This window comes from Pantoea sp. WEP (assembly GCF_041678305.1).
In the GTDB taxonomy this organism is placed as follows: Bacteria; Pseudomonadota; Gammaproteobacteria; order Enterobacterales; family Enterobacteriaceae; genus Pantoea; species Pantoea dispersa.
In genome coordinates this window covers 2,872,645-2,898,200 of sequence record NZ_JBGNXB010000001.1, presented here as the reverse complement: position 1 = coordinate 2,898,200, position 25,556 = coordinate 2,872,645, and the positions used below count along the sequence as shown (strand labels likewise).

Here is a 25,556-nt window from a genome sequence, read left to right as displayed (position 1 = left end):
CCAGGTGCGTTGGCTGCGCGCGGCTCCCCCGGTCACTTACTGATGTAAGCTCCCGGGGAGATCCTTGCTTGCCGCCTTCCCGGCGCACGAATTATTCAGGGCATGATGCCGGTCATACTTCGCACGCCAGGTGCGTTGGCTGCGCGCGGCTCCCCCGGTCACTTACTGATGTAAGCTCCCGGGATGATCCTTGCTTGCCGCCTTCCTGGCGCACGAATTATTTTGGGCATGATGCCCGGTTATACTTCGCGCGGCTGAGCCGTCTGAAGCACAAGGTTAGCAGGGCTTTTCTGCTGGTGCGGTAAATTTCCGGTACACTTTGCCACATAGAGTGCTGCCGCAAGGCGTCACGGCAATCAGAAGGATAAGAGTCAATGCAGGATTCACAGTTTGATGTGGTGGTAGTAGGCGGCGGCATGGTCGGTGCCGCGCTGGCCTGTGGTCTGGCGCAGCAGCAGTTTCGCGTGGCGGTGATTGAGCGTGCCGAGCCGGCCGCGTTTGACGCCAGCCTTGCGCCGGATATACGCATCTCCGCCATTGGTGCGTCATCAGTGGCGCTGCTGCGCCAGCTCAATGTCTGGCCGCGTGTCCAGGCGATGCGCAGCGCGCCCTACCGCAAGCTGGAAACCTGGGAGTGGCAAAGCGCACACGTCACCTTCGACGCCGCTGCACTGGGCATTCCCGAGCTGGGCTATATGGTGGAAAACAGCGTGCTGCAGCGCGCGCTGTGGGAGCAGATGCAGCAGGATGGCGTAACGCTGCTGTGTCCGGCCTCACTGCAGGCGCTGCAGGCGCACAGCGGCGGCTGGCAGCTGCAGCTGGATGACGGGACCACGCTGGATAGCCAGCTGGTGGTGGGGGCCGATGGTGCTAATTCGCGCGTGCGCCAGCTGGCGGGTATCGGCGTGCGCGGCTGGAACTATGCGCAATCCTGCATGCTAATCAGCGTTGAGTGTGAACACGAGGCCGGCGATGCCACCTGGCAGCAATTTACGCCGGACGGACCGCGCGCGTTTCTGCCGCTGTTTGATCGTCACGCTTCGCTGGTGTGGTACGACGCGCCGGCGCGGATCCGTCAGCTGCAAAATCTGCCGCTCAGCCAGCTGGCCAAAGAGGTGCAGGCTAATTTCCCGGCGCGCGTCGGCCGCTTCGAGGTGAAGAACGCGGCGTCGTTTCCGCTGGTGCGCCGCCATGCCACGCGCTATGTGCTGCCGGGCCTGGCGCTGGTCGGTGATGCTGCACACACCATCAATCCGCTGGCCGGGCAGGGGGTTAATCTCGGCTACCGCGATGTGGATGCGCTGATTGATACGCTGGTGGACGCGCGCAGTCAGGCGCAGCGCTGGTCATCGCTGCCGGTTCTGCAGCGTTATCACCGTCAGCGCTACAAAGATAATTTGCTGATGCAGGGCGGTATGGATCTGTTCTACTTCGCCTTTAGCAACGCGCTGCCGCCGCTGCGTGTGGTGCGTAACCTTGGACTGATTGCGGCAGAGAATGCTGGCGTGCTCAAGCGTCAGGTGCTGCGTTACGCGCTGGGGTTGTAACACACCGGGTGCCGCAATCGTGGCGGCGCCATCTGTTGTATAAGGCGTGAAATTGAGGAACGACAAAAACAACAAAGCCCGCAAAAGCGGGCCTGTTGTGCAATTTGGCTGGGGTGCAGGGATTCGAACCCCGGAATGCCGGAATCAGAATCCGGTGCCTTACCGCTTGGCGACACCCCAATAGGTGTTTGGTCAAATTGTCTTTGTATGGCTGGGGTGCAGGGATTCGAACCCCGGAATGGTGGAATCAGAATCCACTGCCTTACCGCTTGGCGACACCCCAATTTGTTTGGTGGCTACGACGGGAATCGAACCTGTGACCCCATCATTATGAGTGATGTGCTCTAACCGACTGAGCTACGTAGCCAGATTGTACTGCTTTACTGCGCCCGATGATGGCTGGGATACCTGGATTCGAACCAGGGAATGCCGGTATCAAAAACCGGTGCCTTACCGCTTGGCGATATCCCATTCGTCGACTCGTATCCACGAGAGTGCATCGGATTGGCTGGGGTACCTGGATTCGAACCAGGGAATGCCGGTATCAAAAACCGGTGCCTTACCGCTTGGCGATACCCCATCCGGCTGCCGAAGACTGAAATGGTGCGGGAGGCGAGACTTGAACTCGCACACCTTGCGGCGCCAGAACCTAAATCTGGTGCGTCTACCAATTTCGCCACTCCCGCAAAAAGATGGTGGCTACGACGGGAATCGAACCTGTGACCCCATCATTATGAGTGATGTGCTCTAACCAACTGAGCTACGTAGCCATCTTTTTTCGCGTTACCTTCATCGGCGTTGCGGGGCGCATTATGCGTATTGAGCTTTGTAGCGTCAACAAATTTTTTGCCGTTTTTTGCCTTAACGCGCCTGTTTGTCTGGCTTGTAACCAGGCTGATGATTTATTCGGCAATTTTCGATCGTATCCGCGTCAGATGCAAGAAAAAGGGGCCACAATGGGCCCCTTATACGCACAAAGAAAATGCTTATTTGTACGCTGACTGATGCACGCCTACCGCACGTCCTGACGGATCGTCCATCGATTTAAACGCTTCATCCCACTCAATGGCTTTCGCCGACGAACAGGCCACGGAGGGACCGCCCGGCACGCACTCTGCCGCGCTTGGCAGTGGGAACAGCTCCTCAAAGATCTCGCGGTACAGATACGCTTCTTTCGAGGTTGGCGTGTTGTGCGGGAAGCGGAAATGTGCGGTCGCCAGCTGCTGCTCGCTAATCTGCTTCGCCGCCACTTCTTTCAGCGTGTCGATCCAGCTGTAGCCTACGCCATCAGAGAACTGCTCTTTCTGACGCCATGCTACGCTCTCCGGCAGGTAAGAGGAGAAACATTCACGCAGAATGTGTTTTTCCATTTTGCCGTTGCTGCCGCACATTTTGTCTTCCGGGTTGATGCGCATCGCCACATCAAGGAATTTCTTATCAAGGAATGGCACACGTGCTTCCACGCCCCACGCCGACATCGCTTTGTTAGCGCGCGCGCAGTCAAACATGTGCAGTGCCAGCAGTTTACGCACGTTTTCTTCGTGGAACTCCTGGGCGTTCGGTGCTTTATGGAAGTAGAGGTAACCACCAAACACTTCATCCGCCCCTTCACCAGACAGCACCATTTTGATACCCATCGCTTTGATTTTACGCGACATCAGATACATTGGCGTCGACGCGCGAATGGTGGTCACATCGTAGGTTTCGATGTGGTAAATCACATCGCGGATCGCATCCAGACCTTCCTGCACGGTGAAATGAATTTCATGGTGCACGGTACCGAGGTGATCGGCCACCGCCTGCGCCGCTTTCAGATCCGGCGATCCTTCCAGACCGACGGCAAACGAGTGCAGCTGCGGCCACCACGCATCGCTCTTGTCCTGATCTTCCACACGTTTGGCGGCATAGCGCTTGGTCACCGCAGAGATGATGGAAGAGTCGAGTCCGCCGGACAGCAGCACGCCGTACGGTACGTCTGACATCAGGTGACTCTTCACTGACTCTTCCAGCGCGTGCTTCAGGCCAGCGGCATCGGTGGTGTTTTGCGCCACGGCAGCAAAATCCATCCAGTCACGCTGCCAGTAACGACGGATTTCGCCATCGGTGCTGGAGAGGTAGCTTCCCGGCGGGAATTCTTTGATGCTGCGGCACACCGGCACCAGCGCTTTCATTTCAGAAGCAACATACAGGTTGCCGTGCTCATCGTTGCCCATATAGAGCGGAATAATACCGATGTGATCGCGGCCAATCAGATACTGCTGTTTGACGCTGTCCCACAGAATGAAGGCGAACATGCCCTGAAGATCGTCGAGGAAGTCGAGGCCTTTTTCCTGATACAGCGCGAGGATGACTTCGCAGTCTGAACCGGTCTGGAAGGCGTAGCGATCGCTCAGTTCCGCGCGCAGCGCCTGGTGGTTATAAATTTCGCCGTTTACAGCCAGTACGTGGGTGTGATCCGCGTTGTACAGCGGCTGGGCGCCGTTGTTCACGTCAACGATGGACAGGCGCTCGTGTACCAGAATGGCCTTCTCATCAGCGAAGACACCTGACCAGTCCGGGCCACGGTGACGCATCAGACGGGAACATTCCAGCGCTTTCTTGCGCAGTTCAACAGGATCGGTCTTCAGATCCAGCACACCAAAAATCGAACACATAACTGACTCCTGATCTCACCCTGTGGCGATGTTATTGACTTGTTTGTCCGGCAGCCTGCGCTGCGTGATGTATAAGAAAATGCGCTAATTGATGGTGGTAACGCAAGCGAAATCACCAAATACTGATAAAAAGATTGTTTGCATGAAGTAATGTTGAATTTTATTCAAAAAATTAACGATTAAATTAGATGGTGTCTAATGAATTGTCAGAAGTGATGGTTTTGTGCGCAACCGATGAGATCGCGTCAGCGGCTGAAACACAGCGGTGTGCCAGACAGATAAAAAAGCCCTGCACACCGTAACGGCGAGCAGGGCCATAAGCAGACAGCATGACGCTAATCAGAACAGGTCGATATCAGCCACGGAAGGGTAGATCCAGTCCGGACGGAACGGCATGGCGTCGATATCGCTCAGCGTAGAGACGCCGGACAGCACCAGAATGGTTTCCAGACCGGCCTGAAAGCCAGCCAGAATATCGGTGCGCAGGTTATCGCCCACAATCACCGTCTCTTCTGAATGCGCATGCATTTTATTCAGTGCGGCGCGCATGATGTAAGGGCTGGGCTTACCGACATAAAACGGTTTGCGGCCGGAAATGGTTTCGATACCGGCACAGAGCGCGCCACAGGCCGGCACAAAGCCGCGTGCGTGGGTATCAGGATTGGTCGCGATAAAACGTGCACCGTTGGCCACAAAGAAGGAGGCTTTATGCATCATCTCCCAGTTAAACGATCGCGTCTCGCCGACGATGACGAAATCCGGGTTGACGTCAGTGATGGTAAAACCGGCTTTATACAGTTCATGAATCAGTGCGCCTTCACCAATCACGTAGGCTTTTTTGCCCTCCTGACGACGCAGGAAATCCGCGGTGGCCATGGCGGAGGTGTAGAACACCGAATCCGGGATGTCGACGCCGGCGTTGGCAAAGCGGTTGGCCAGATCCTGCGCGGTTTGTGACGGATAGTTAGTCAGTACCACCAGCGGCATCTCTTTTTCCAGTATGCGCTGCAGGAATTCGTTTGCGCCTTTCACGGCGGTATTGTCGTGCATCAACACGCCGTCGATGTCACAGATTACGCTTTTGATGGTCATAGGTGGCTTCCGGTCGGGCCTGCCAGCCGGCAGGCTTTCTATTATTCTTCCAGCAGGTGCTGCAGCAGAATGCCATTCAGCATAGCGCGTTTTGCCAGCGCGAAAGCGCCAATTGCCGAGCGATGGTCCAGCTCTGACCGCACCACGGGCAGATTTTTGCGAAACGCGTTCAACGCCTGGGTGTTAATGCAGCCCTCAATCGCCGGGAACAGCACTTTATCGGCATCGGTAATTTCGCCGGCAAGCACCACTTTTTGCGGGTTAAACAGGTTAATGGCGATAGCGATCGCTTTGCCGAGATAGCGGCCAACGTACTCGATCACTTCGCAGGCCAGCGCGTCGCCCTGATTGGCGGCGCGGCAGATTTGCGGCATCTGGCAATCATCCAGCGTCAGGCTGCTGGGATAACCCTGATTGAGCAGGTGGCGCACGCGGTTCTCAATCGCGCCATTAGCGGCAATGGTTTCGAGGCAGCCAAAGTTGCCACAGTGGCAGCGTTCGCCGAGCGGATCGACCTGAATATGACCAATCTCACCCACGTTGCCATTGCTGCCGAGGAAAATGTGGCCGTTCGCGATGATGCCGGCGCCGGTTCCGCGGTGTAAACGCACCAGAATGGAGTCTGCACAGTCGCGGCTTGCACCGAAATAGTGCTCAGCCAGCGCCAGGCTGCGGATATCGTGCCCGACAAAACTGGTGACGTTAAAGCGTTTTTTCAGGCTCGCCACCAGCGGCCAGTGGCTGACGGCAATGTGCGGCATGTAGCGAATGATGCCGTTAATCGGGTCGACCAGCCCCGGCAGGATCACCGCGATAGCGATCAGCTCATGAATTTTACGCTGGTGCGTGCTCATAAAGGCACTGATGGCGTTGAACAGCGCGTTCTCCAGCGTCTCCTGGGTGCGCTCCGGCAGCGGATAATCTTCCTGCGCCAGCGATTTTCCGCTGAGATCAAACAGCGTCAGCGTGGCATCGTTGCGCCCCAGGCGCACGCCGATGGTATGAAAATGGCGGGTTTCGGTGATGATGGAGATGGCGCGGCGCCCACCGGTGGAGGCCTGTTGCTCCACCTCTTTGATGAGGCCGCGTTCGATAAGCTGACGGGTAATTTTGGTGACGCTGGCGGGCGCAAGCTGGCTGAGTTCGGCAATCTGAATACGCGAAATCGGCCCCTGTTGATCAATCAGCCGGTAAACAGCTGCACTGTTAAGTTGTTTGACAAGATCGACATTTCCTATTTGAGTCTGGCCGCCAGTGGTCATTCAGTACTTACTCGCTGAGGACGTTGTCTCCGTTGACGAACGTCTTAGTGATTTGATAATCGCGGGTAAAGACAGTGAGGTTGGCGACTTTTCCTGCTTCCACCGTACCAAACTGCCTTTCCACACCCATTGCCCTTGCCGGATACAGGGTCGCCATGCGCAGCGCTTCGTCCAGCGCGATACCACAATGTTCCACGCTATTCTGCACCGCTTCAATCATTGTCAGCGCAGATCCGCTCAGGGTACCGTTCTCATCTACGCACAGGCCGTCGCGATAGTATATTGTTTTACCTGCAAAAATGAATTGATCAATCGACGCACCGGCCGGCGCGGTGGCATCGGTCACCAGCACCAGTTTGTCGCCTTTGATTCGTTTTGCATTGCGCACGTTAGCGTAATTGACATGTAAACCGTCTGCAATAATGCCGCAGTATACATCAGGCGAATCAAACAGCGCACCGATAAGACCTGGCTCACGACCGCTAAAGGCGCTCATGGCGTTATACAGGTGGGTGGCAAAGGTGACGCCCGCGCTGATGCCCGCTTTGGCTTCGGCATAGGTGGCATTGGAGTGACCAGATGACACAATAATCCCGGCGTCACGCAGCTGGCGAATCACCGCGCTGCCCGCATTTTCCGGCGCCAGCGTAACTTTGGTGATGACGTCAGCGTTGGCGCACAGGAAATCCACCAGTTCCGCATCCGGCAAACGAATCAGCTGCGGATTGTGAGTACCTTTCTTCTCTTTATTCAGCCACGGACCTTCCAGATGCAGGCCCAGCGCCTGATTCTGATGCTTCGCCAGGTAAGCACGCATGGTTTCAATTGCGCGCTTCATCAGTTCATCACTGCTGGTAATCAGCGTCGGTAAATAGCTGGTGCAGCCGGATTTTTCATTGGCACGCTGCATGATCTCCAGCGTTTCCACGCTCAGGGCATTGATGTCATCGTTGAACTGCACGCCGCCGCAGCCGTTGAGCTGCAGGTCGATAAATCCGGGAGCGATGAACGCACCAGCCACATCCTGTTGTGGAATCGCGGCGTCCAGCGCATCGCGCGGGCAGACACGCTCAATCAGGCCATTGGCAATCACCACGGCGTGATTGTCCAGAACTTCATGACCGGTAAAAATCCGGCCGTTAACTAATGCGTACATCATCTCTTCTCCCGGCTGAACCTGCTGCGCTTAACAGCAGGCTTTCTACAACGTGTTGTTACACACCCTTCATATTTTCCGCTTCCATTTCGCGGAAATATTTCACGGTTTTCACTTTCAGTTCCATGGTGGCTGGCTCATCACACACCACCACCGCTTTCGGGTGCAGCTGCAGGCAGCTGATGGTCCACATGTGGTTGACGTTACCTTCTACCGCCGCCTGCAGCGCCTGGGCTTTGACGTGGCCGGTCACCAGAATCATCACTTCTTCCGCATCCAGCAGCGTGCCGACGCCCACGGTCAGGGCATATTTAGGCACCTGATCAACATCGCCGTCGAAGAAACGCGAGTTCGCCACACGGGTGTCGTGCGTCAGGGTTTTAATGCGGGTGCGGGAAGAGAGCGAAGAAGCCGGCTCGTTGAACGCAATGTGGCCATCGTTGCCGACGCCGCCCATAAACAGGTGGATTTTACCCAGTGCGCGGATCTTCTCTTCGTATTGGCGACATTCTGCGTCAATATCTTCGGCATTGCCATTCAGAAGATTGATATTTTCTGGTTGAATATCAACGTGATCGAAAAAGTTACGGTACATAAAGCTGTGATAGCTTTCCGGATGCTCTTTCGGCAGACCGACATACTCATCCATATTGAAGGTGATCACGTGTTTGAAACTAACCTGGCCCGCTTTATGCATCTCGATCAGGTGCTTGTAGGCTTCCAGCGGCGTACCGCCGGTTGGCAGTCCCAGCACAAAGGGACGGTCTGCGCTGGGTTTAAAGGCATTGATGCGATTAACGATATGGCGTGCAGCCCATTTACCCACCTGGGTCGGTGTGGCCAAAGGGATCAGTCTCATGTCTTCACCTCAGTTAAGATTGGAAAGTTAGGGTCGCGTTTACTGCTGCAGCTGGCTGCTTATAGGGTAACCCGTTTGCGCGCTCGCGGCGTTGGAAAAGTGCGACCTGATATTTTTCATCATAAAATAAGTTTGTGGTGGTGGCTAGCATTTCGCAGTGAAAAACGTCCATTTTGGTGATTGAAGTCACAGTTACACTGGTTTTAATTTGCGAGGCGAATTAATTTATCTTTACACTGCGCCTCGTGGTGAAGTGTGTCATCAAGGTACCGGGTGCCGGGATAATAAAATCAACCCGCATCACGGCAAAACGCCAGTCTCATAGGGGGAGAATAAGGTGAGTATTTTAGGATATCTGCAAAAGGTCGGCCGCGCGCTTATGGTGCCGGTAGCGACCCTGCCGGCAGCGGCAATCCTGATGGGGGTAGGTTACTGGATCGATCCGGACAGCTGGGGCGCAGGCAATGCGCTGGCAGCACTGCTGATCAAATCAGGTTCTGCCATCATCGACAACATGTCCGTGCTGTTCGCCATCGGTGTGGCTTACGGCATGTCAAAAGATAAAGACGGTGCAGCGGCATTAACCGGCTTTGTAGGTTTCCTCGTGGTTACTACCCTGTGTTCACCCGCCGCGGTGGCCATGATTCAGAAAATGCCGGTGGAGCAGGTTCCTGCCGCCTTCGGTAAAATCAACAACCAGTTTGTCGGCATCCTGGTGGGCATTCTCTCGGCGGAAGTTTATAACCGCTTCAGCCACGTTGAGCTGCCTAAGGCGCTGTCGTTCTTCAGCGGTCGCCGTCTGGTGCCGATCCTGGTCTCCTTCCTGATGATTGTGGTCGCCTTTATCCTGATGTATGTCTGGCCGATCATTTTCGGCGGTCTGGTGAGCTTTGGTGAGCACATCCAGAAACTGGGCTCGGTCGGCGCGGGCGTGTACGCCTTCTTTAACCGTTTGCTGATTCCGGTTGGCCTGCACCACGCGCTGAACTCGGTGTTCTGGTTCGACGTGGCGGGCATCAACGACATTCCGAAATTCCTGGGCGGCGCGCAGTCTATCGCCAACGGTACCGGCATCCCGGGTATCACCGGTCGCTATCAGGCGGGCTTCTTCCCGATCATGATGTTCGGTCTGCCAGGTGCGGCGCTGGCAATCTATCACTGCTCACGTCCGGAAAACCGCGCTAAAGTCGGTGGTATCATGCTGGCAGCGGCATTCGCCGCCTTCTTCACCGGCATCACCGAGCCACTGGAATTCTCCTTCATGTTCGTGGCACCGGTGCTGTATGTCATCCACGCCGTGCTGACCGGTATTTCGGTCTTCATCGCTGCCAGCATGCACTGGATTGCCGGTTTCGGTTTCAGTGCCGGTCTGGTGGACATGGTGCTGTCGACGCGTAACCCGCTGGCCGTGCACTGGTGGATGCTGATCCCGCAGGGTCTGGTGTTCTTCGTCATTTACTACGTGGTGTTCCGCTTCACCATTCAGAAATTCAACCTGCTGACGCCGGGCCGCGAGCTGGCTGCCGGTGATGAGACAGACGGCTACGACGTCAACGTTGATCACAGCAGCAACGGTGAGAGCGAAACCGAATCTCTGGCACGTCGCTACATCGGCGCGGTGGGCGGTTCTGACAACCTGACCAACATCGACGCCTGCATTACCCGTCTGCGTCTGAATGTGAAAGACTCGGCGCAGGTGAATGAGAGTGTGGCCAAACGCCTCGGTGCTTCTGGCGTGATCCGCCTTAACAAGCAGAGCGTGCAGATCATTGTTGGTACGCAGGCCGAAAGCATTGCGACCGCGATGAAAACCGTACTGAGCAAAGGCCCGGTGGCCGGCGCAGCGGCACCAGCAGCGGCAACAACCGCCGCGCCTGCGGCTGCTCAGCCCCAGGCCGTGCGCAACAGCGAGAAAAAGGTGATTGCAACGCTGCTGGCACCGGTCAGTGGCGAAGTGGTAGCGCTGGAAAACGTGCCGGATGAAGCCTTCGCCAGCAAAGCGGTAGGCGATGGTCTGGCGATCAAACCGAGCGATAAAACTGTCGTCGCGCCGGTGGCGGGCACCGTGGTGAAAATCTTCAACACCAACCATGCATTCTGCCTTGAAGCCGAAAATGGCGTTGAGATTGTCGTGCACATGGGTCTCGATACCGTCGCGCTGGAAGGTAAAGGGTTTACCCGTCTGGTGGAAGAGGGCGCAACCGTCACAGCGGGCCAGCCGATCCTCGAAATGGATCTGGACTTCCTCAACGCCAATGCGCGTTCGATGATCAGCCCGGTGGTGGTCAGCAACAGCGATGATTTTGCTGGTCTGAATCTGCTGGCAGGCGGTACCGTGGTAGCAGGCGTTACGCCGCTGTATGAAGTGAAAAATTAACACGTTTTGAGCGTCACTGAAGGCAGGAAGCAATTCCTGCCTTTTTTGTTTTAAAACGACCAACAAACGGTTGTTTCCCTTCAGCGCTTTGTGGATCATACTCCGTTACTTCGTGGTACAAATCACCCGCTATTGTTTTGAGGATTTTGAGATGAGTGAGGCTGAAGCCCGCCCAACGAACTTTATTCGTCAGATCATCGACGAAGATTTGGCGAGCGGTAAGCACAACAGTGTGCATACCCGTTTCCCGCCTGAGCCCAATGGTTACCTGCATATTGGCCATGCAAAATCGATCTGCCTGAACTTTGGTATCGCACAAGATTATCAGGGGCAGTGCAACCTGCGTTTCGACGACACCAATCCGGTCAAAGAGGATATGGAGTTCGTTGAATCGATCAAGAATGATGTGCAATGGCTGGGCTTTGAGTGGAGCGGCAACATTCGTTACTCCTCTGACTACTTTGACCAACTCTTCAACTACGCGGTTGAGCTGATCAACAAAGGGCTGGCCTACGTTGATGAGCTGTCGCCAGAGCAGATCCGTGAATATCGCGGCACGCTAACCGCGCCGGGCAAAAACAGCCCGTATCGCGATCGCAGTGTGGAAGAGAACCTGGCGCTGTTCCAGAAGATGCGTGATGGCGGCTTCGAAGAGGGCAAAGCCTGTCTGCGTGCCAAAATCGACATGGCATCCAGCTTTATTGTGATGCGCGATCCGGTGCTGTACCGCATTAAATTTGCCGAACACCACCAGACTGGCAACAAGTGGTGCATCTATCCGATGTACGACTTTACCCATTGCATCTCTGATGCGCTGGAAGGCATCACCCATTCCCTGTGTACGCTGGAGTTCCAGGACAACCGTCGTCTCTACGACTGGGTGCTGGATAACATCACTATTCCGGTGCATCCGCGTCAGTACGAGTTTTCGCGCCTGAATCTGGAATATGCGGTGATGTCGAAGCGTAAGCTGACGCAGCTGGTGAGCGAGAAGATTGTTGAAGGCTGGGACGATCCGCGCATGCTGACCGTATCCGGTCTGCGCCGTCGTGGCTATAGCGCGGCGTCAATCCGCGAATTCTGCCGCCGTATCGGTGTGACCAAGCAGGACAACATTGTTGAGATGGCGTCGCTGGAGTCGTGCATTCGTGACGACCTCAACGAGAACGCGCCGCGCGCCATGGCGGTGCTGGATCCGCTGAAAGTGGTGATCGAGAACCTGCCGGCCGGGCATGAAGAAATCATCAGCATGCCGAACCATCCGAACAAGCCGGAGATGGGCACGCGTGAGGTGTCGTTCAGCCGTGAGGTGTGGATCGATCGTGCCGACTTCCGTGAAGAGGCCAACAAGCAGTACAAGCGTCTGGTGCTGGGTAAAGAAGTTCGTCTGCGTAACGCTTACGTCATTCGTGCCGAGCGCGTGGCGAAAGATGAAGCCGGCAACATCACCTGCATCTACGCTACCTGCGATGTCGACACCCTGAGCAAAGATCCGGCCGATGGCCGCAAGGTGAAAGGCGTTATTCATTGGGTGTCGGCGATTCACGCGCTGCCTGCCGAATTCCGCCTGTACGATCGTCTGTTCAGCGTGCCAAACCCGGGCGCGGCCGAGGATTTCCTCACCACCATTAACCCGAACTCGCTGGAGATCAAACAGGGCTTCGTTGAGCCGGGTCTGCGTGCCGCCAGCGCGCTGGCGCCGTATCAGTTTGAGCGCGAAGGTTACTTCTGCGCTGACAGCGTGTACTCGCAGCCGTCGAAACTGGTGTTCAACCGCACTGTGGGTCTGCGTGATACCTGGGCAAAAATCGGCGAATAATTTTACTGCTTGATAGCACGATATGATCAGCAAAGGGCGAGCAATCGCCCTTTTTTATTGCCCGTTATCTGCAAACGGGAATCGATTATGCTGAACCAGACAAAAAACAGTAATTACGCGCGATTACGACTAATCTGACTTTAATAAAATTAACTAATTTACCCGTGTGAAATCGTTATTTTCAGGTAGGCTATGCGCTCTTAAATGTTGCTGTGCGGGTTAGCGAAGGAAGAAAAATGACAAGTCTCGCTCTGGAAGCCAAACATAGCGTGGTGGTTTTACATCAGCTTATCGAACGTATTTTTAATCAGACCGAAGGCAGCGATGACAGTATGGATCTGCTGCTGTCGCACTTTCATCCCGACTTCAAAATGGTGACGCCGCAAGGCAAACAGCTCGATCTCAATGACACTGAAACCCTGTTTCGCAAACTGCACGGGCAGCGGGAAGGGATGCGAATCGCCACCAGTGAGCATGCCATCATTTCCCAGCAGCAGCAGGAAGTGACCATTCAGTATCACGAACTGCAAATGCTCAACGGCAACAACCAGACCCGCATTTCGCTGGCGGTGCTGGACTGCAGCACGTCGGTTCCGCGCTGGCGCTATTTGCAGGAAACGCTGGTCGCCTGAACACAGCCATAAAAAAACCGGTGCCTGGCACCGGTTTTTTTATACTGCATAGCATATTCAATTACTGATCGTGGAGCGTCTCGTCTTCGCGGCAGTCTCCCAGCGCACAGTGGCCGTACAGATACAGGCTGTGGTTGCTGAGTTTGATACCGTGGCGTGTTGCAATCTCACGCTGACGCGTTTCGATAGATTCATCGCTAAACTCGATCACTTTGCCGCAGTCGAGGCAAATCAGGTGATCGTGGTGATGCTGCTGGGTCAGTTCGAACACGGATTTCCCGCCTTCGAAGTTATGACGCGTCACGATGCCGGCGTCGTCAAACTGGTTCAGAACACGGTATACCGTCGCCAGACCAATCTCTTCGCCCATGTCGATCAGGCGTTTGTACAAATCTTCCGCACTGACATGATGGGACTCGGGTCCGGGTCCCTGAAGCACTTCCAGAATCTTCAGTCTGGGCAGCGTGACTTTCAGGCCAGCCTTTTTCAATGCGGAGTTGTTGTCAGTCATGCGGATATTGTCCTGTTACTTTGCTAGTCACTTACGGCGCAAAGGCCTTGAATGTGTGGTCAACGCGCATTCTCATTTGCGTCTCATTATAGAGCTCAGCCTGCGAAATGAAAACCGGCTGCGGCGGACAATTCCCCGGATGCTGTAAGGAGAAATGTCGTGAACCTCAGCGGGATCGTGCAGATCGATGTTCCTTTTCGCGCAGTCTCAGTCTGATGCCCGAGGAATAAGCAGATGACCGTTGCGGGTATTCTACAGAATTGAGGGAAAAAGTTAAAAAACCGTAGCTATTATTTTTATAGGTAATTCCATTGCCCGATGTGAGCCAGCGCCCACATCGGACAGGAAAGCATCAGGCTTCGATGATCGCCTGCAGCTGCAGCTCGTCAAAGATCTGCTTAACCCATTTGTCGACGCGCTCGTTAGTCAGTTCAGGCTGACGATCTTCATCGATGGCGAGGCCGAGGAAGTGTTTGTCGTCTGCCAGACCTTTAGAGGCTTCGAAGTGGTAACCTTCGGTTGGCCAGTGGCCCACAATCACTGCGCCGTTTGGCTCAATGATGTCGCGAATGGTGCCCATCGCGTCACAGAAGTACTCGGCATAATCTTCCTGATCGCCGCAGCCAAACAGCGCTACCAGCTTACCGTTGAAATCAATCTCTTCCAGCGTCGGGAAGAAGTCATCCCAGTCGCACTGGGCTTCACCGTAGTACCAGGTCGGAATACCCAGCAGCAGAATATCGAATGCTTCGAGATCTTCTTTGGTGCTCTTAGCAATGTCATGCACTTCGGCGACATCTTTACCCAGTTGTTTCTGGATCATTTTTGCAATGTTTTCAGTGTTGCCGGTATCGCTGCCGAAGAAAATGCCTACGATTGCCATGGAGTGAGTAACCTCTTAAATCCTGATTGTGAAAGTAAGTCAGAAGACGACACAGTTATGCGAATGATAGCAGACCGGCGAAAAGCGCGGAATGTGTAAAGCGCTGAGTTTGTGTTCCAGCGTGCGGTCTGCGCACGTTACGCCAGTTTGAGCTGCGCCAGCAGCATTTGTTCAATCAGTTCACTGCGGCTGATGTTCTGCTGCTCGGCCAGCGTATTAAGCGCGTCGACCGCTTCGCTGGACATTTTCAGCTCAACGCGGCGCAGGCCGCGCACCCGGTCGCGCTTCAGCTGGTTGCGCTTATTAATGCGCAGCTGCTCATCACGCGACAGCGGACTGGTTTTAGGGCGACCGGGACGCCGCTCGTCTGCGAAGAGATCGAGCGTGGTACGATCTGTCTGTTCTTTTGCCATGGTTTGTGAAACTGCGTGGGCGCGAACGGCGGAAAGGCGCTGCGCGATTTAAACATTTATCGGCCCGACCGCGGCGAAAAAAGCATCCGCGGCAAATTTTTAGCGCGACATCATACTCCAGCGCCCGGCGCGACGCCAACCCTAAACCGCCCGTAGCAAGCTTTTGCTTTTACAGGTTAAAAAAGCGGCGCACCGCGCGCAGTACGGCATCGGGTTTTTCGGCATGCACCCAGTGGCCGGCACCGCTGATAATGTGCGCCTGCGCCTGCGGGAACTGGCGCAGCAGCGCATCACGGTGCTGATTGTCCAGATAGGGTGAATCACCGCCGCGAATAAACAGCGCCGGATGAGGCCACGCGGGCACCTCCTGCCAGCCGGAGAGCACCGGATAATTGTCCCATAACACCGGCACGTTAAAGCGCCATTCGCCTTCATGGAAAGATTTCAGAATGAACTGAATCACGCCTTCTTCGCGCACGTGTTCACGCATCACGTCGGCCGCAGCGCTGCGGCGCGTGACGCCAGCTGCACTGACCGCGCGGATTGCCGCGAAGATCTCATCGTGGCGTCGCGTCTGGTAATCCACCGGCGCGATATCGATCAGCACCATTTTGCCAATTCGTTCGGGCGCAACGGCGCTCAGCGCCATGGCAATTTTGCCGCCCATTGAGTGGCCGATAACATCAACCCGTTCGATGTGGTGCGCATCCAGCGTATCGACCATATCCTGCGCCAGCGCAGCGTAGTGCATCTCTTCGCTGCGCGGTGACAGGCCGTGGTTACGGACATCCACCTGCAGCGTGGGTCGTGCATCGCGCACGCCGCGCGCCAGTACGCCGAGGTTATCCAGGCTACCAAACAGGCCATGAATTAACAGAATGGGCTGGGCATCAGGGGCAGATTGTTCAGTTTGCAGACGGGCGTTCAAAATCATGGCTAAAGTTCTTTCGGTTGAGACCTGGGCTTAGGGTATCATGGATTCACCTGTCCCGGCGCCAGGCGGTCAGGCATTAGGGCATATTCCGACTTTTGCCCGTAAACGATGCCAGCGCTACCGGCTGTCGCGGATTTAACTTTATAATCCTTATGTTAGAGCCCGCTCACATTTTGCACGACCGGATTTTGTTAAGGCCTTTGCAAAGTAGCGTGGTTCTGCCATTTGCCAGAATCGCACGGAAAAAGATGAAAACGATTGAAGTTGACGAAGAACTCTACCGTTATATTGCCAGCCACACGCAGCACATTGGTGAAAGCGCCTCGGACATTTTGCGCCGTATGCTGAAATTCACTGCCGGCCAGAGCGCATCCGCTGCGCCAGCGGCGAATGCGGCGGTAAAAGAAGCACCGGCTGCACGCAGCGAAGCGCGACCTCAGGATCGCGTGCGCGCCGTGCGTGAGCTGCTGCTGTCTGACGAGTATGCGGAGCAGAAGAAGGCGGTTAATCGCTTCATGCTGATCCTGTCAACCCTTTATCGTCTTGATCCGGCAGCCTTTGCTGATGCCACTGCCTCGCTGCAGGGCCGCACCCGCGTCTACTTTGCGGGCGACGAGCACACGCTGCTGCAAAATGGCACCCATACTAAGCCGAAGCACGTGCCCGGCACGCCGTACTGGGTGATCACCAATACCAATACAGGTCGTAAATGCAGCATGGTGGAACACATCATGCTTGCCATGCAGTTCCCGCAGGAACTGGCAGAGAAAGTTTGCGGCACCATTTAAACCGAAGCGTCAGGGAGAAGCGCCAATGGCCAATCACCCCCGTGCCGGGCAACCTGCCCAGCAGAGCGATTTGATTAACGTTGCACAATTAACCTCGCAGTACTACGTCCTGAAGCCGGATGCGGCGAACCCGGACCATGCGGTGAAATTTGGCACCTCCGGCCACCGCGGCAGCGCGGGACGTCATAGCTTCAACGAAGTACATATTCTGGCGATTGCGCAGGCGATCGCTGAAGAGCGTAAAAATAATGGTATCACCGGTCCGTGCTACGTAGGCAAAGACACCCATGCGCTGTCTGAGCCGGCGATCCTGTCAGTGCTGGAAGTGCTGGCCGCCAACGGCGTTGATGTGATTGTGCAGCAGGACAACGGCTATACGCCGACGCCGGCGATCTCCAACGCCATTCTGGAGCATAACAAGCGCGGCGGCGCGCAGGCGGACGGTATCGTGATTACCCCGTCGCACAACCCGCCGGAAGACGGTGGCATCAAGTACAATCCGCCGAACGGTGGACCGGCTGACACCAACGTCACCAAAGTGGTGGAAGATCGCGCGAATCAGCTGATCAAAGGTGAGCTGAAAGAGGTTAAGCGTCTGGCGCTGGATCAGGCGTGGGCCAGTGGCCACATCGTTGAGCAGGATCTGATCCAGCCATACGTTGAAGGTCTGGCGCAGGTGATTGACTTCCCGGCGATCCAGAAAGCCGGCCTGAAAATCGGTGTCGATCCGCTCGGCGGTTCCGGCATGGCCTACTGGCAGCGCATTGCTGAGCACTACCAGCTGGATCTGACCATCGTCAATGATGCCATCGACCAGACGTTCCGCTTCATGCATCTGGATAAAGATGGCGTGGTGCGCATGGACTGTTCGTCCGAGTGCGCGATGGCCGGTCTGCTGGCGTATAAAGATAAGTTCGATCTGGCCTTCGGTAACGATCCGGATTACGACCGTCACGGCATCGTCACGCCCGCCGGTCTGATGAACCCGAACCACTATCTGGCGGTAGCGATCAACTACCTGTTCCAGCACCGTCCGCAGTGGGGCAAAGAGGTGGCCGTTGGTAAAACGCTGGTCTCCAGCGCGATGATCGACCGCGTGGTGAACGACATTGGTCGCAAGCTGGTGGAAGTACCGGTCGGCTTCAAATGGTTCGTGGATGGTCTGTTCGATGGCAGCTTTGGCTTTGGCGGCGAAGAGAGCGCCGGCGCCTCGTTCCTGCGTTTCGACGGCTCCGCCTGGTCAACAGACAAAGACGGCATCATCCTGTGTCTGCTGGCGGCGGAAATCACTGCGGTTACCGGTAAGAACCCGCAGCAGCACTATGATGAGCTGGCCGCGCGTTTTGGTGCGCCAAGCTACAACCGTCTGCAGGCACCTGCCACTTCCGCGCAGAAAGCGGCACTGTCGAAGCTGTCACCTGAAATGGTCAGCGCCGATACGCTGGCAGGCGACCCGATCACCGCACGTCTGACCGCGGCACCGGGCAACGGTGCCTCGATTGGTGGTCTGAAAGTGATGACTGAAAACGGCTGGTTCGCGGCACGTCCGTCCGGTACGGAAGACGCCTACAAAATCTATTGTGAAAGCTTCCTCGGCGCTGAGCATCGCCAGCAGATCGAGAAAGAAGCGGTAGAAATTGTCAGCGAAGTGCTGAAAAACGCCTGACAGGGCATCCTGCATGAAGAAGGCCGCGTTTGCGGCCTTTTTTTATGGCATGAAGCGATAGCCGATGCCGGTTTCTGTCAGCAGGTGCGTCGGCTGGGTGGGATTGGCTTCCAGCTTTTGCCGCAGGTGTCCCATATAGATGCGCAGATAATGGCTGTGTTCCACGGCGTTGGGCCCCCACACCTGGTTAAGCAACTGGCGCTGGGTCAGTACTTTGCCAGCGTTATTCAGCAGCAGGCTGAGCAGGCGAAATTCGGTCGGCGTCAGATGCACCTCTTCGCCGCTGCGCAGCACGCGCCGCGCGGCGAGATCAACGCTCACTTCGCCAAACTGCACCAGCGGCTCCGGCTGGCTGCGCTGATGACGACGCAGCGCCACGCGCACGCGCGCCAGCAGTTCGCCGATGCCAAACGGCTTAGTGAGATAGTCGTCAGCGCCGGCATCCAGCGCCTCTATTTTATCCTGCTCGTCACTGCGTGCTGACAGCACAATTACCGGCATGCTGCTCCACTGCCGCACTTCGCGGATGAAGGCATTGCCATCGCCGTCCGGTAAACCGAGATCGAGAATCACCAAATCCGGTTTGCGCGTAGCCGCTTCAATCAGGCCGCGCTGCAACTGCTCCGCTTCCACAATCTTCAGGCCTTCGCTCTCCAGCGCCAGGCGCACGAAACGGCGAATCTCCTTTTCATCTTCGACAATCAAGATGGTCGTCACGCTGACTCCTGCGGCAAATAAGGTTAACGCATTACTTTAACAATAAACCGCGACGGCGTCCGTCACGATCTCAGTAACTCGCTGTGATCCAAAATTTTACAAAAATGTAACTTCCTTTCATCCCGGCCAGGAAATGGCTGAAAAAAGATCAAAATAGTGGTCGGATGAGTAGTAAAATTACACAACCAGGCGTAATATCTGAGGCAGATCACATTTCATAGCAAAATTTACCACGAGGAGGCATTGATGTATCAGGCATATCCACTCGCCAAAATTGTGCTGCGCCGTGTGCTGGTGGTATTGATTGGCGTACTGGCGCTGCCAGTGATGCTGTTCCGCCAGGATCGCGCGCGCTTCTACAGTTATCTGCACCGCATGTGGTGCAAAACCAGCACCAAACCAGTCTGGCTGGCGCAATCGGAAGCGGCAGGCGGTATCTACTGGTAACGCCCCGCTTCGCGGTGATAACCCGGTGACCTCGCTCGAGGCACCGGGTTTTTTTATCTTAAAGTGGTGCGACAAACGCATTGTCCCGCTGTTATCTCGCGGCATTTCAGCTACACTTAAACCTCTACAAGATTTTGGAGGTTGTACAAGTATGAGCGAGAAAATTCCTGTAGGTATCAGTGCCTGCCTGCTCGGGGATAGCGTCCGATTCGATGGCGGCCACAAGCGTTTTGCCTTTGCAACTGACGAGCTCGCGCCATTTGTGCGCTTCGAACCTGTCTGCCCGGAAATGGCCATCGGTCTGCCGACGCCGCGCCCGGCGCTGCGGCTGGTCAAACAGAGCGACGATCAGATCCACCTGTGTTTCAGCAAAGACGGCGGGGAAGAGCTGACCGACGACATGGCCCGCTGGTCTGCGGAGCGCGTCAAATCGCTGCACCATCTGTGCGGCTACATCCTGTGTGCCAAATCGCCGAGCTGCGGACTGGAGCGCGTGCGCGTCTACGAGCCTGACACTAACAACAATCGCAAAGCCGGCACCGGCGTGTTCACCTCGTTCCTGCAGAAAGAGCTGCCGTGGCTGCCGCTGGAAGAGGATGGACGCCTGCACGATGATGCGATCCGCGAAAACTTTATGGGGCGCGTCTATGCGCTGCATGAGTTCAACGAAATGTGGCGCAGCGGGCTGACGCGCCACAAGCTGATTGCCTTCCACAGTCGTTACAAACTACTGCTGCTGTCACATGCGCAGGATGAGTACCGCGAGATGGGGCGGTTTGTCGCGGCGATGGAACAGTGGGAGTCACTGGATGCGTACGCCTTTGAATACCGTAACCGTCTGATGCACCTGATGTCGCACCAGGCGTCGCGCCGTAATCACACCAATGTGCTGATGCATGTACAGGGCTATTTCCGGCCGAAGCTGAGTTCACCGCAGCGTCAGGAGCTGGCGCAGCTGATCGACCGCTATCGTCGCGGTGTGCAGCCGTTGCTGGCCCCCATCACCATGCTGAAACATTACATGGCGGAGTTCCCGCACCCGTGGCTGGCGCAGCAGCGTTATTTCGATCCCTACCCGGAAGCGCTGCGTCTGCGCTACGGCCAGTAAACACGGAGCGTTATGAGCACTCACTTAGTCTGGCTGCGTAACGATTTGCGCATTAATGATAACAGCGCACTGGCCGCGGCTTGCCGCGACAGTCAGGCCGAGGTGCTGGCGCTGTTCATCGCCACGCCCGGCCAGTGGCAGCAACACAGCATGGCCCCCAAACAGGCGGCTTTTATCCATCAAAACCTGTGCCTGCTGCAGCAGTCGCTGGCAGAACGCGGTATCAAGCTGCACTATCATCAGTGCGATGACTTCGCCGCGTCGGTCGACTATCTGGCGACCTTCTGCCAGCAGTACAAGGTGGATGCGCTATTTTACAACTATCAGTATGAAATCAATGAGCGCCAGCGCGATGCTGCGGTTGAAAAGCAGCTCGATCAGCAGGGCGTGGTGTGCCAGGGATTCGATGACAGCCTGCTGTTACCGCCGGGCAGCGTACAGACCGGCAGCAACAGCATGTTCAAAGTGTTCACGCCGTTCAGCAAAGCGTTTATCCGGCGTCTGCAACAGGGGCTGCCAGAGTGTCATCACGCACCAAAAGCGCGCGCTGGGGCACCCGTGGCCGCCGGCAAAAAAATAGCGGCATTCGATTATCCTGTAGAAGAATTCGACGAAACCTGGTTCCCCGCCGGAGAAGAGGCGGCGCTGAAGCAGCTGCGCCAGTTTGCCCAGCAGCGGGTTGAAAAATATGACCAGCAGCGCGACATACCGGCGATTGATGGCACCAGCCGCCTGTCGCCGTATCTGGCGATTGGTGTGCTGTCGCCGCGTCAGTGCCTGCATCGCATTCTGAAGGAGCATCCGCAGGCGCTGAACAACGGCAGCGCGCTGGTGTGGCTGAATGAACTGGTCTGGCGCGAATTTTATCGTCACCTGATGGTGGCCTTTCCGGCGCTGTGTAAGCATCAGCCGTTTGTCGACTGGACGCGCAACGTCAGCTGGCAACAGAATGAGCAACACCTTACCGCCTGGCAGCAGGGCAAAACCGGTTATCCGATTGTTGACGCAGCGATGCGCCAGCTCAATACGCTGGGCTGGATGCACAACCGGTTACGCATGATCACCGCCAGCTTTCTGGTGAAAGACCTGCTGATAGATTGGCGCGAGGGTGAACGCTATTTCATGCAGCAGCTGATTGACGGCGATCTGGCGGCTAACAACGGTGGCTGGCAGTGGGCCGCGTCGACCGGCACCGACGCCGCGCCTTACTTCCGCATCTTCAACCCGACGACCCAGGGCGAGCGCTTTGATAAGCAGGGCGAGTTTATCCGCCGGTGGCTGCCGGAGCTGCAAGACGTGCCGGACAGCGCCATCCATCAACCGCACGCCTGGGCGGAGAAAAATAACAAGAAACTCGATTATCCGGCGCCAATCGTGGAACATAAGGCGGCACGTAAAAAGACACTAGACGCCTTCGAGCGCGCGCGCAGCGCAGCCTGAGGCGGTCACGGAGCCGTTATGAACAATTTCGAGTTAGAACAGATTGTCAATCAGCAACTCAACACCAGTGCCTTCAGCGACTATGCGCCCAACGGTTTGCAGGTTGAGGGGCGTGAGCAGGTGCGCCGCGTAATCACCGGCGTGACGGCCTGTCAGGCGCTGCTGGATGAGGCGGTAAAACGCCAGGCCGATGCGATACTGGTGCATCATGGCTACTTCTGGAAGAGCGAAGCGCCGGTGATTAAAGGCATGAAACGCCAGCGTCTGCGCACGCTGCTGGCCAATGACATCAACCTGTACGGCTGGCACCTGCCGCTCGATGCTCACCCACAGTTGGGCAACAACGCCCAGCTGGCCACGCTGTTTGATATCGACGTCAAAGGTGAAATTCAGCCGCTGGTGCCCTGGGGCGAGCTGGCTGAGCCGCTAAGCGGTCCGGCGCTGGCGGAAAAGATCGCGGCGCGCCTCGGCCGCCAGCCGCTGCACTGCGGTGATAATGCTCCGGCGCTGATTCGCCGGGTGGCATGGTGCAGCGGTGGCGGCCAGGGCTTTATCGATGCGGCCGCCGCCTTTGGCGTTGACGCCTTTATCAGCGGTGAAGTCTCTGAGCAGACCATTCACAGCGCCCGTGAACAGGGACTGCATTTCTTTGCTGCCGGCCATCACGCCACCGAACGCGGCGGCATCAAAGCGCTCGGTGAGTGGCTCGCCAGCCAGCATGGTCTGGATGTGACTTTTATCGACATCGACAACCCCGCCTGACCGCCTCGCTTATGCGCCCGGAAAACACGCGCCGGGCGCAAATCAGTTGACACATCTCCTTCACTTTCGCATAACTTATTGACTTTTCGCATAAGCGAATGCCCTCAGGCGCGCCGTCACTGCGGTCACGGCGCGTTTTATTAATGACCGGGAGGTGGGTTTTGCAACGAGCACGTTGTTATCTGCTGGGTGAGCGGGCGGTGGTACTGGAGCTGGAACCGCCGGTTTCGCTCGTCAGCCAGCAGCGCATCTGGGGATTGTGCCAGCGGCTGCAGCAGAATGAGCAGATCGCGGAAGTGATTCCGGGCATGAATAACCTGACGCTGCTGCTGCGCGATCCGCAGTTGAAAGCGCTGGATGCAATTGAGCGTTTGCAGCGCTGGTGGGAAGAGAGCGAGGTGCTGCTGGCCGAGCCGCGTCAGGTTGAGATTCCGGTGGTGTATGGCGGCGCGGGCGGTCCGGATCTGGCGGAGGTGGCCCGTGCGGCGGATCTGACCTCGCAACAGGTGGTGGAGCTGCACAGCAGCGCGGATTACGTGGTCTACTTCATTGGCTTTCAGCCTGGTTTCCCTTATCTCGGCGGGCTGGATGAGCGGCTGCACACGCCGCGTCGCGCCGAGCCCCGGCTGGTGGTGCCTGGCGGTTCGGTGGGCATTGGCGGCAGCCAGACCGGCATCTATCCGCTGGCCGCGCCCGGTGGCTGGCAGTTGATTGGTCACACGCCGCTTAGCCTGTTCGATCCACAACAGCAGCCGCCGACGCTGCTGCGTCCCGGCGACAGCGTCCGCTTCGTGCCACAACGGGAGGGCGTATGTTAAACATTTTGCGTGCCGGATTAATGACCTCGGTGCAGGATCGCGGCCGCCACGGCTGGCGGCAATACGGCATCAGCCTGAGCGGTGCACTGGATGAGCCTTCAATGCGCACGGCCAATATGCTGGTCGGCAACGCCGAAAACAGCGCGGTGCTGGAGATTGTGCTCGGCCAGTTCAAAGCGGAGTTTCGTCGCGACGGCTGGTTTGCGCTGACCGGTGCCAGCTGCAGCGCCGAACTGGATGGCCAGCCGGTGTGGACCGGCTGGCGTCTGCCGGTGAAAAAAGGCCAGGTGCTGAGTCTGTCCATGCCTACGCGCGGTATGCGCAGCTATCTCGCGGTGAACGGCGGTTTCGCCATCGACGCCATGCTGGGATCGCACAGCACCGATCTCAAAGCGGCCTTTGGCGGCTGGCAGGGACGTAAACTGCAGGATGGCGATCAGCTGCCGCTGGGCAAGCCGACGCGCCGCTTCAGCCATCAGGCTGGCGTACGGCAGCTGCTGTGGGGCAACCGCATCCGCGCACTGCCGGGGCCGGAGTACAACGAATTTACCCACGACGCGCAGGACGCATTCTGGCGTAACCCGTGGCAGCTCAGCCCGCAAAGTAACCGCATGGGCTACCGGCTGCAGGGCAGTCCGCTGCAGCGCAGTGTCGCACGTGAACTGCTGTCGCACGGCCTGGTGCCGGGTGTGGTGCAGGTGCCGCCGAACGGTCAGCCGATTGTGCTGATGGCCGATGCGCAAACCACCGGCGGCTATCCGCGTATTGCCTGCGTCATCGAAGCCGATCTCTATCAGCTGGCGCAGATTCGTCTGGGAGAACCGATTCACTTCATCCGCTGCACGCTGGAGGAGGCGCTGCTGGCCAAACAGCAGCAGCAACGTTCGCTTGATCAGATAGCCTGGGGGCTTGCTCATGAAGATCGATCTTAACGCCGACCTCGGTGAAGGCAGTGCCAGCGATCGGGCCCTGCTGGAACTGGTGAGCTCGGCCAACATCGCCTGCGGTTTCCATGCCGGCGATGCCGAAACCATGCTGCAGTCGGTGCGCTGGGCCAGCGCCAATGGCGTGGCGATTGGTGCGCATCCGAGCTTTCCCGACCGGGAAAATTTTGGCCGGACCGCCATGCAACTGCCGCCGGAAACCGTCTACGCGCAGGTGATCTACCAGATTGGTGCCCTGAAAAGCCTTGCCGAAAGTGAAGGCGCGAAGCTGGTGCACGTGAAACCGCACGGCATGCTGTATAACCAGGCAGCGGCGGATGCAGCGCTGGCGGATGCGATTGCGCGCGCGGTGAAAGCCGTCGATCCGGCGCTGATTCTGGTTGGCCTGGCGGGCAGCGCCTCAATTGCCGCCGCCGCGCATCATGGTCTGCGCACGCGCGAAGAAGTGTTTGCTGACCGCGGCTATCTGGCTAGTGGCGCGCTGGTGCCGCGCAGCCAGCCCGGGGCGTTAATCGAAGAGGCTGAGCAGGCGCTGGCGCAGACGCTCACCATGGTGCAGCAGCGTCAGGTGCGCAGCGTCAGCGGCGAATGGGTGGCGGTGAACGCGCAGACGGTCTGTCTGCACGGCGATGGCGCCCATGCGCTGGAATTTGCCCGCACGCTGCGCGCCGCTTTTGCGACAAATCAGATTGCTGTCACCAGCGCCTGATCATTGACTGTTAGCCCG

The 25,556-nt window shown here is 57.0% G+C and carries 23 protein-coding genes and 7 tRNA genes; 13 read left to right on the top strand and 17 right to left on the bottom strand.

Features of this window, described 5'->3' with window-relative positions; translation table 11 throughout:
- Positions 1-374 precede the first annotated feature (374 nt).
- The gene (ubiF, locus tag ABVR31_RS13505; protein WP_222951171.1) at positions 375-1,547 is read left to right on the top strand and encodes a 3-demethoxyubiquinol 3-hydroxylase; all 1,173 of its coding nucleotides are present in this window, start codon (positions 375-377) and stop codon (positions 1,545-1,547) included.
- A gap of 105 nt (positions 1,548-1,652) precedes the next feature.
- Here ubiF and ABVR31_RS13500 read toward each other — a convergent pair.
- The 12 genes from ABVR31_RS13500 to nagB form a co-directional block, all read right to left on the bottom strand.
- Positions 1,653-1,727: transfer RNA gene (locus tag ABVR31_RS13500), tRNA-Gln, on the bottom strand.
- 28 nt (positions 1,728-1,755) lie between these two features.
- A tRNA-Gln gene (locus tag ABVR31_RS13495) sits at positions 1,756-1,830 on the bottom strand.
- A 7-nt stretch (positions 1,831-1,837) separates the two neighbouring features.
- Positions 1,838-1,914 (bottom strand) — tRNA-Met (locus ABVR31_RS13490).
- A gap of 29 nt (positions 1,915-1,943) precedes the next feature.
- A tRNA-Gln gene (locus ABVR31_RS13485) sits at positions 1,944-2,018 on the bottom strand.
- 34 nt (positions 2,019-2,052) lie between these two features.
- A tRNA-Gln gene (locus ABVR31_RS13480) sits at positions 2,053-2,127 on the bottom strand.
- A 21-nt stretch (positions 2,128-2,148) separates the two neighbouring features.
- Positions 2,149-2,233, bottom strand: a tRNA-Leu gene (locus tag ABVR31_RS13475).
- Between the two features lie 7 nt (positions 2,234-2,240).
- Positions 2,241-2,317: transfer RNA gene (locus tag ABVR31_RS13470), tRNA-Met, on the bottom strand.
- Between the two features lie 216 nt (positions 2,318-2,533).
- Positions 2,534-4,201, bottom strand: coding sequence for an asparagine synthase B (gene asnB / locus ABVR31_RS13465; RefSeq protein ID WP_058757891.1), 1,668 nt, complete (start codon positions 4,199-4,201; stop codon positions 2,534-2,536).
- A 339-nt stretch (positions 4,202-4,540) separates the two neighbouring features.
- On the bottom strand, positions 4,541-5,293 hold the full coding sequence (locus ABVR31_RS13460; protein WP_372773147.1) for an HAD-IIA family hydrolase: 753 nt from the start codon (positions 5,291-5,293) through the stop codon (positions 4,541-4,543).
- A 41-nt stretch (positions 5,294-5,334) separates the two neighbouring features.
- The gene (locus tag ABVR31_RS13455; RefSeq protein ID WP_058757890.1) at positions 5,335-6,555 is read right to left on the bottom strand and encodes an N-acetylglucosamine repressor; all 1,221 of its coding nucleotides are present in this window, start codon (positions 6,553-6,555) and stop codon (positions 5,335-5,337) included.
- A 7-nt stretch (positions 6,556-6,562) separates the two neighbouring features.
- Positions 6,563-7,711 (bottom strand): N-acetylglucosamine-6-phosphate deacetylase, encoded by a 1,149-nt coding sequence (gene nagA / locus ABVR31_RS13450; RefSeq protein ID WP_059012584.1) that lies wholly within the window; start codon positions 7,709-7,711, stop codon positions 6,563-6,565.
- 58 nt (positions 7,712-7,769) lie between these two features.
- The gene (nagB, locus tag ABVR31_RS13445; RefSeq protein WP_031279884.1) at positions 7,770-8,570 is read right to left on the bottom strand and encodes a glucosamine-6-phosphate deaminase; all 801 of its coding nucleotides are present in this window, start codon (positions 8,568-8,570) and stop codon (positions 7,770-7,772) included.
- A gap of 343 nt (positions 8,571-8,913) precedes the next feature.
- Here nagB and nagE point away from each other — a divergent pair, with 343 nt between their 5' ends.
- The 3 genes from nagE to ABVR31_RS13430 all read left to right on the top strand — a co-directional run bounded on the left by nagE (position 8,914) and on the right by ABVR31_RS13430 (position 13,398).
- On the top strand, positions 8,914-10,947 hold the full coding sequence (nagE, locus tag ABVR31_RS13440; RefSeq protein ID WP_058758041.1) for an N-acetylglucosamine-specific PTS transporter subunit IIBC: 2,034 nt from the start codon (positions 8,914-8,916) through the stop codon (positions 10,945-10,947).
- A gap of 151 nt (positions 10,948-11,098) precedes the next feature.
- Positions 11,099-12,766 (top strand): glutamine--tRNA ligase, encoded by a 1,668-nt coding sequence (gene glnS / locus ABVR31_RS13435; protein WP_372773144.1) that lies wholly within the window; start codon positions 11,099-11,101, stop codon positions 12,764-12,766.
- Between the two features lie 236 nt (positions 12,767-13,002).
- The gene (locus ABVR31_RS13430; RefSeq protein WP_222951168.1) at positions 13,003-13,398 is read left to right on the top strand and encodes a hypothetical protein; all 396 of its coding nucleotides are present in this window, start codon (positions 13,003-13,005) and stop codon (positions 13,396-13,398) included.
- Positions 13,399-13,459: 61 nt separating this feature from the next.
- On the opposite strand, the gene fur is transcribed toward ABVR31_RS13430, so the two are convergent.
- The 4 genes from fur to ybfF all read right to left on the bottom strand — a co-directional run bounded on the left by fur (position 13,460) and on the right by ybfF (position 16,139).
- The gene (fur, locus tag ABVR31_RS13425; RefSeq protein ID WP_021508558.1) at positions 13,460-13,909 is read right to left on the bottom strand and encodes a ferric iron uptake transcriptional regulator; all 450 of its coding nucleotides are present in this window, start codon (positions 13,907-13,909) and stop codon (positions 13,460-13,462) included.
- A gap of 352 nt (positions 13,910-14,261) precedes the next feature.
- A complete protein-coding gene (gene fldA, locus ABVR31_RS13420; RefSeq protein WP_021508557.1) occupies positions 14,262-14,792 on the bottom strand; it encodes a flavodoxin FldA in 531 nt (176 codons plus the stop codon).
- Positions 14,793-14,929: 137 nt separating this feature from the next.
- The gene (gene ybfE, locus ABVR31_RS13415; protein WP_010616122.1) at positions 14,930-15,205 is read right to left on the bottom strand and encodes a LexA regulated protein; all 276 of its coding nucleotides are present in this window, start codon (positions 15,203-15,205) and stop codon (positions 14,930-14,932) included.
- A gap of 169 nt (positions 15,206-15,374) precedes the next feature.
- On the bottom strand, positions 15,375-16,139 hold the full coding sequence (ybfF, locus tag ABVR31_RS13410) for an esterase (RefSeq protein ID WP_021508556.1): 765 nt from the start codon (positions 16,137-16,139) through the stop codon (positions 15,375-15,377).
- Positions 16,140-16,387: 248 nt separating this feature from the next.
- On the opposite strand from ybfF, the gene seqA reads away from it, so the two are divergent.
- Positions 16,388-16,927 (top strand): replication initiation negative regulator SeqA, encoded by a 540-nt coding sequence (gene seqA / locus ABVR31_RS13405; RefSeq protein ID WP_010616121.1) that lies wholly within the window; start codon positions 16,388-16,390, stop codon positions 16,925-16,927.
- Between the two features lie 25 nt (positions 16,928-16,952).
- The gene (gene pgm, locus ABVR31_RS13400; protein ID WP_372773141.1) at positions 16,953-18,593 is read left to right on the top strand and encodes a phosphoglucomutase (alpha-D-glucose-1,6-bisphosphate-dependent); all 1,641 of its coding nucleotides are present in this window, start codon (positions 16,953-16,955) and stop codon (positions 18,591-18,593) included.
- 42 nt (positions 18,594-18,635) lie between these two features.
- On the opposite strand, the gene kdpE is transcribed toward pgm, so the two are convergent.
- The gene (gene kdpE / locus ABVR31_RS13395) at positions 18,636-19,310 is read right to left on the bottom strand and encodes a two-component system response regulator KdpE (protein WP_021508554.1); all 675 of its coding nucleotides are present in this window, start codon (positions 19,308-19,310) and stop codon (positions 18,636-18,638) included.
- A gap of 246 nt (positions 19,311-19,556) precedes the next feature.
- On the opposite strand from kdpE, the gene ABVR31_RS13390 reads away from it, so the two are divergent.
- The 7 genes from ABVR31_RS13390 (at position 19,557) to pxpA (ending at position 25,538) form a co-directional block, all read left to right on the top strand.
- Positions 19,557-19,757: a YbfA family protein gene (locus ABVR31_RS13390; protein WP_031279882.1), complete on the top strand. Its 201-nt coding sequence runs from the start codon at positions 19,557-19,559 to the stop codon at positions 19,755-19,757.
- A 151-nt stretch (positions 19,758-19,908) separates the two neighbouring features.
- Positions 19,909-20,865 (top strand): 2-thiouracil desulfurase family protein, encoded by a 957-nt coding sequence (locus ABVR31_RS13385; RefSeq protein ID WP_058757888.1) that lies wholly within the window; start codon positions 19,909-19,911, stop codon positions 20,863-20,865.
- Between the two features lie 12 nt (positions 20,866-20,877).
- Positions 20,878-22,305, top strand: a complete 1,428-nt coding sequence (gene phrB, locus ABVR31_RS13380) for a deoxyribodipyrimidine photo-lyase (protein ID WP_372773138.1) — start codon at positions 20,878-20,880, stop codon at positions 22,303-22,305.
- A gap of 18 nt (positions 22,306-22,323) precedes the next feature.
- Positions 22,324-23,067, top strand: a complete 744-nt coding sequence (locus ABVR31_RS13375) for a type 2 GTP cyclohydrolase I (protein WP_021508550.1) — start codon at positions 22,324-22,326, stop codon at positions 23,065-23,067.
- A gap of 161 nt (positions 23,068-23,228) precedes the next feature.
- Positions 23,229-23,885, top strand: coding sequence for a 5-oxoprolinase subunit PxpB (pxpB, locus tag ABVR31_RS13370; protein WP_021508549.1), 657 nt, complete (start codon positions 23,229-23,231; stop codon positions 23,883-23,885).
- Entirely contained in the window at positions 23,879-24,817 is a 939-nt protein-coding gene (pxpC, locus tag ABVR31_RS13365; RefSeq protein ID WP_058757884.1) for a 5-oxoprolinase subunit PxpC, read from the top strand. The genes pxpB and pxpC overlap by 7 nt, the downstream gene beginning before the upstream one ends.
- On the top strand, positions 24,801-25,538 hold the full coding sequence (gene pxpA, locus ABVR31_RS13360; protein WP_058769446.1) for a 5-oxoprolinase subunit PxpA: 738 nt from the start codon (positions 24,801-24,803) through the stop codon (positions 25,536-25,538). Before pxpC ends, pxpA begins: the two co-directional genes overlap by 17 nt.
- The last annotated feature ends 18 nt before the right edge of the window (positions 25,539-25,556 follow it).

Bases quoted from the DNA above. Each gene is read 5' to 3' on its own strand.
- ubiF (WP_222951171.1), top strand. From the start codon at position 375: ATGCAGGATTCACAGTTTGATGTGGTGGTAGTAGGCGGCGGCATGGTC.
- asnB (WP_058757891.1), bottom strand. From the start codon at position 4,201: ATGTGTTCGATTTTTGGTGTGCTGGATCTGAAGACCGATCCTGTTGAA.
- ABVR31_RS13460 (WP_372773147.1), bottom strand. From the start codon at position 5,293: ATGACCATCAAAAGCGTAATCTGTGACATCGACGGCGTGTTGATGCAC.
- ABVR31_RS13455 (WP_058757890.1), bottom strand. From the start codon at position 6,555: ATGACCACTGGCGGCCAGACTCAAATAGGAAATGTCGATCTTGTCAAA.
- nagA (WP_059012584.1), bottom strand. From the start codon at position 7,711: ATGTACGCATTAGTTAACGGCCGGATTTTTACCGGTCATGAAGTTCTG.
- nagB (WP_031279884.1), bottom strand. From the start codon at position 8,570: ATGAGACTGATCCCTTTGGCCACACCGACCCAGGTGGGTAAATGGGCT.
- glnS (WP_372773144.1), top strand. From the start codon at position 11,099: ATGAGTGAGGCTGAAGCCCGCCCAACGAACTTTATTCGTCAGATCATC.
- ABVR31_RS13430 (WP_222951168.1), top strand. From the start codon at position 13,003: ATGACAAGTCTCGCTCTGGAAGCCAAACATAGCGTGGTGGTTTTACAT.
- fur (WP_021508558.1), bottom strand. From the start codon at position 13,909: ATGACTGACAACAACTCCGCATTGAAAAAGGCTGGCCTGAAAGTCACG.
- fldA (WP_021508557.1), bottom strand. From the start codon at position 14,792: ATGGCAATCGTAGGCATTTTCTTCGGCAGCGATACCGGCAACACTGAA.
- ybfE (WP_010616122.1), bottom strand. From the start codon at position 15,205: ATGGCAAAAGAACAGACAGATCGTACCACGCTCGATCTCTTCGCAGAC.
- ybfF (WP_021508556.1), bottom strand. From the start codon at position 16,139: ATGATTTTGAACGCCCGTCTGCAAACTGAACAATCTGCCCCTGATGCC.
- seqA (WP_010616121.1), top strand. From the start codon at position 16,388: ATGAAAACGATTGAAGTTGACGAAGAACTCTACCGTTATATTGCCAGC.
- pgm (WP_372773141.1), top strand. From the start codon at position 16,953: ATGGCCAATCACCCCCGTGCCGGGCAACCTGCCCAGCAGAGCGATTTG.
- ABVR31_RS13390 (WP_031279882.1), top strand. From the start codon at position 19,557: ATGTATCAGGCATATCCACTCGCCAAAATTGTGCTGCGCCGTGTGCTG.
- ABVR31_RS13385 (WP_058757888.1), top strand. From the start codon at position 19,909: ATGAGCGAGAAAATTCCTGTAGGTATCAGTGCCTGCCTGCTCGGGGAT.
- phrB (WP_372773138.1), top strand. From the start codon at position 20,878: ATGAGCACTCACTTAGTCTGGCTGCGTAACGATTTGCGCATTAATGAT.
- ABVR31_RS13375 (WP_021508550.1), top strand. From the start codon at position 22,324: ATGAACAATTTCGAGTTAGAACAGATTGTCAATCAGCAACTCAACACC.
- pxpC (WP_058757884.1), top strand. From the start codon at position 23,879: ATGTTAAACATTTTGCGTGCCGGATTAATGACCTCGGTGCAGGATCGC.
- pxpA (WP_058769446.1), top strand. From the start codon at position 24,801: ATGAAGATCGATCTTAACGCCGACCTCGGTGAAGGCAGTGCCAGCGAT.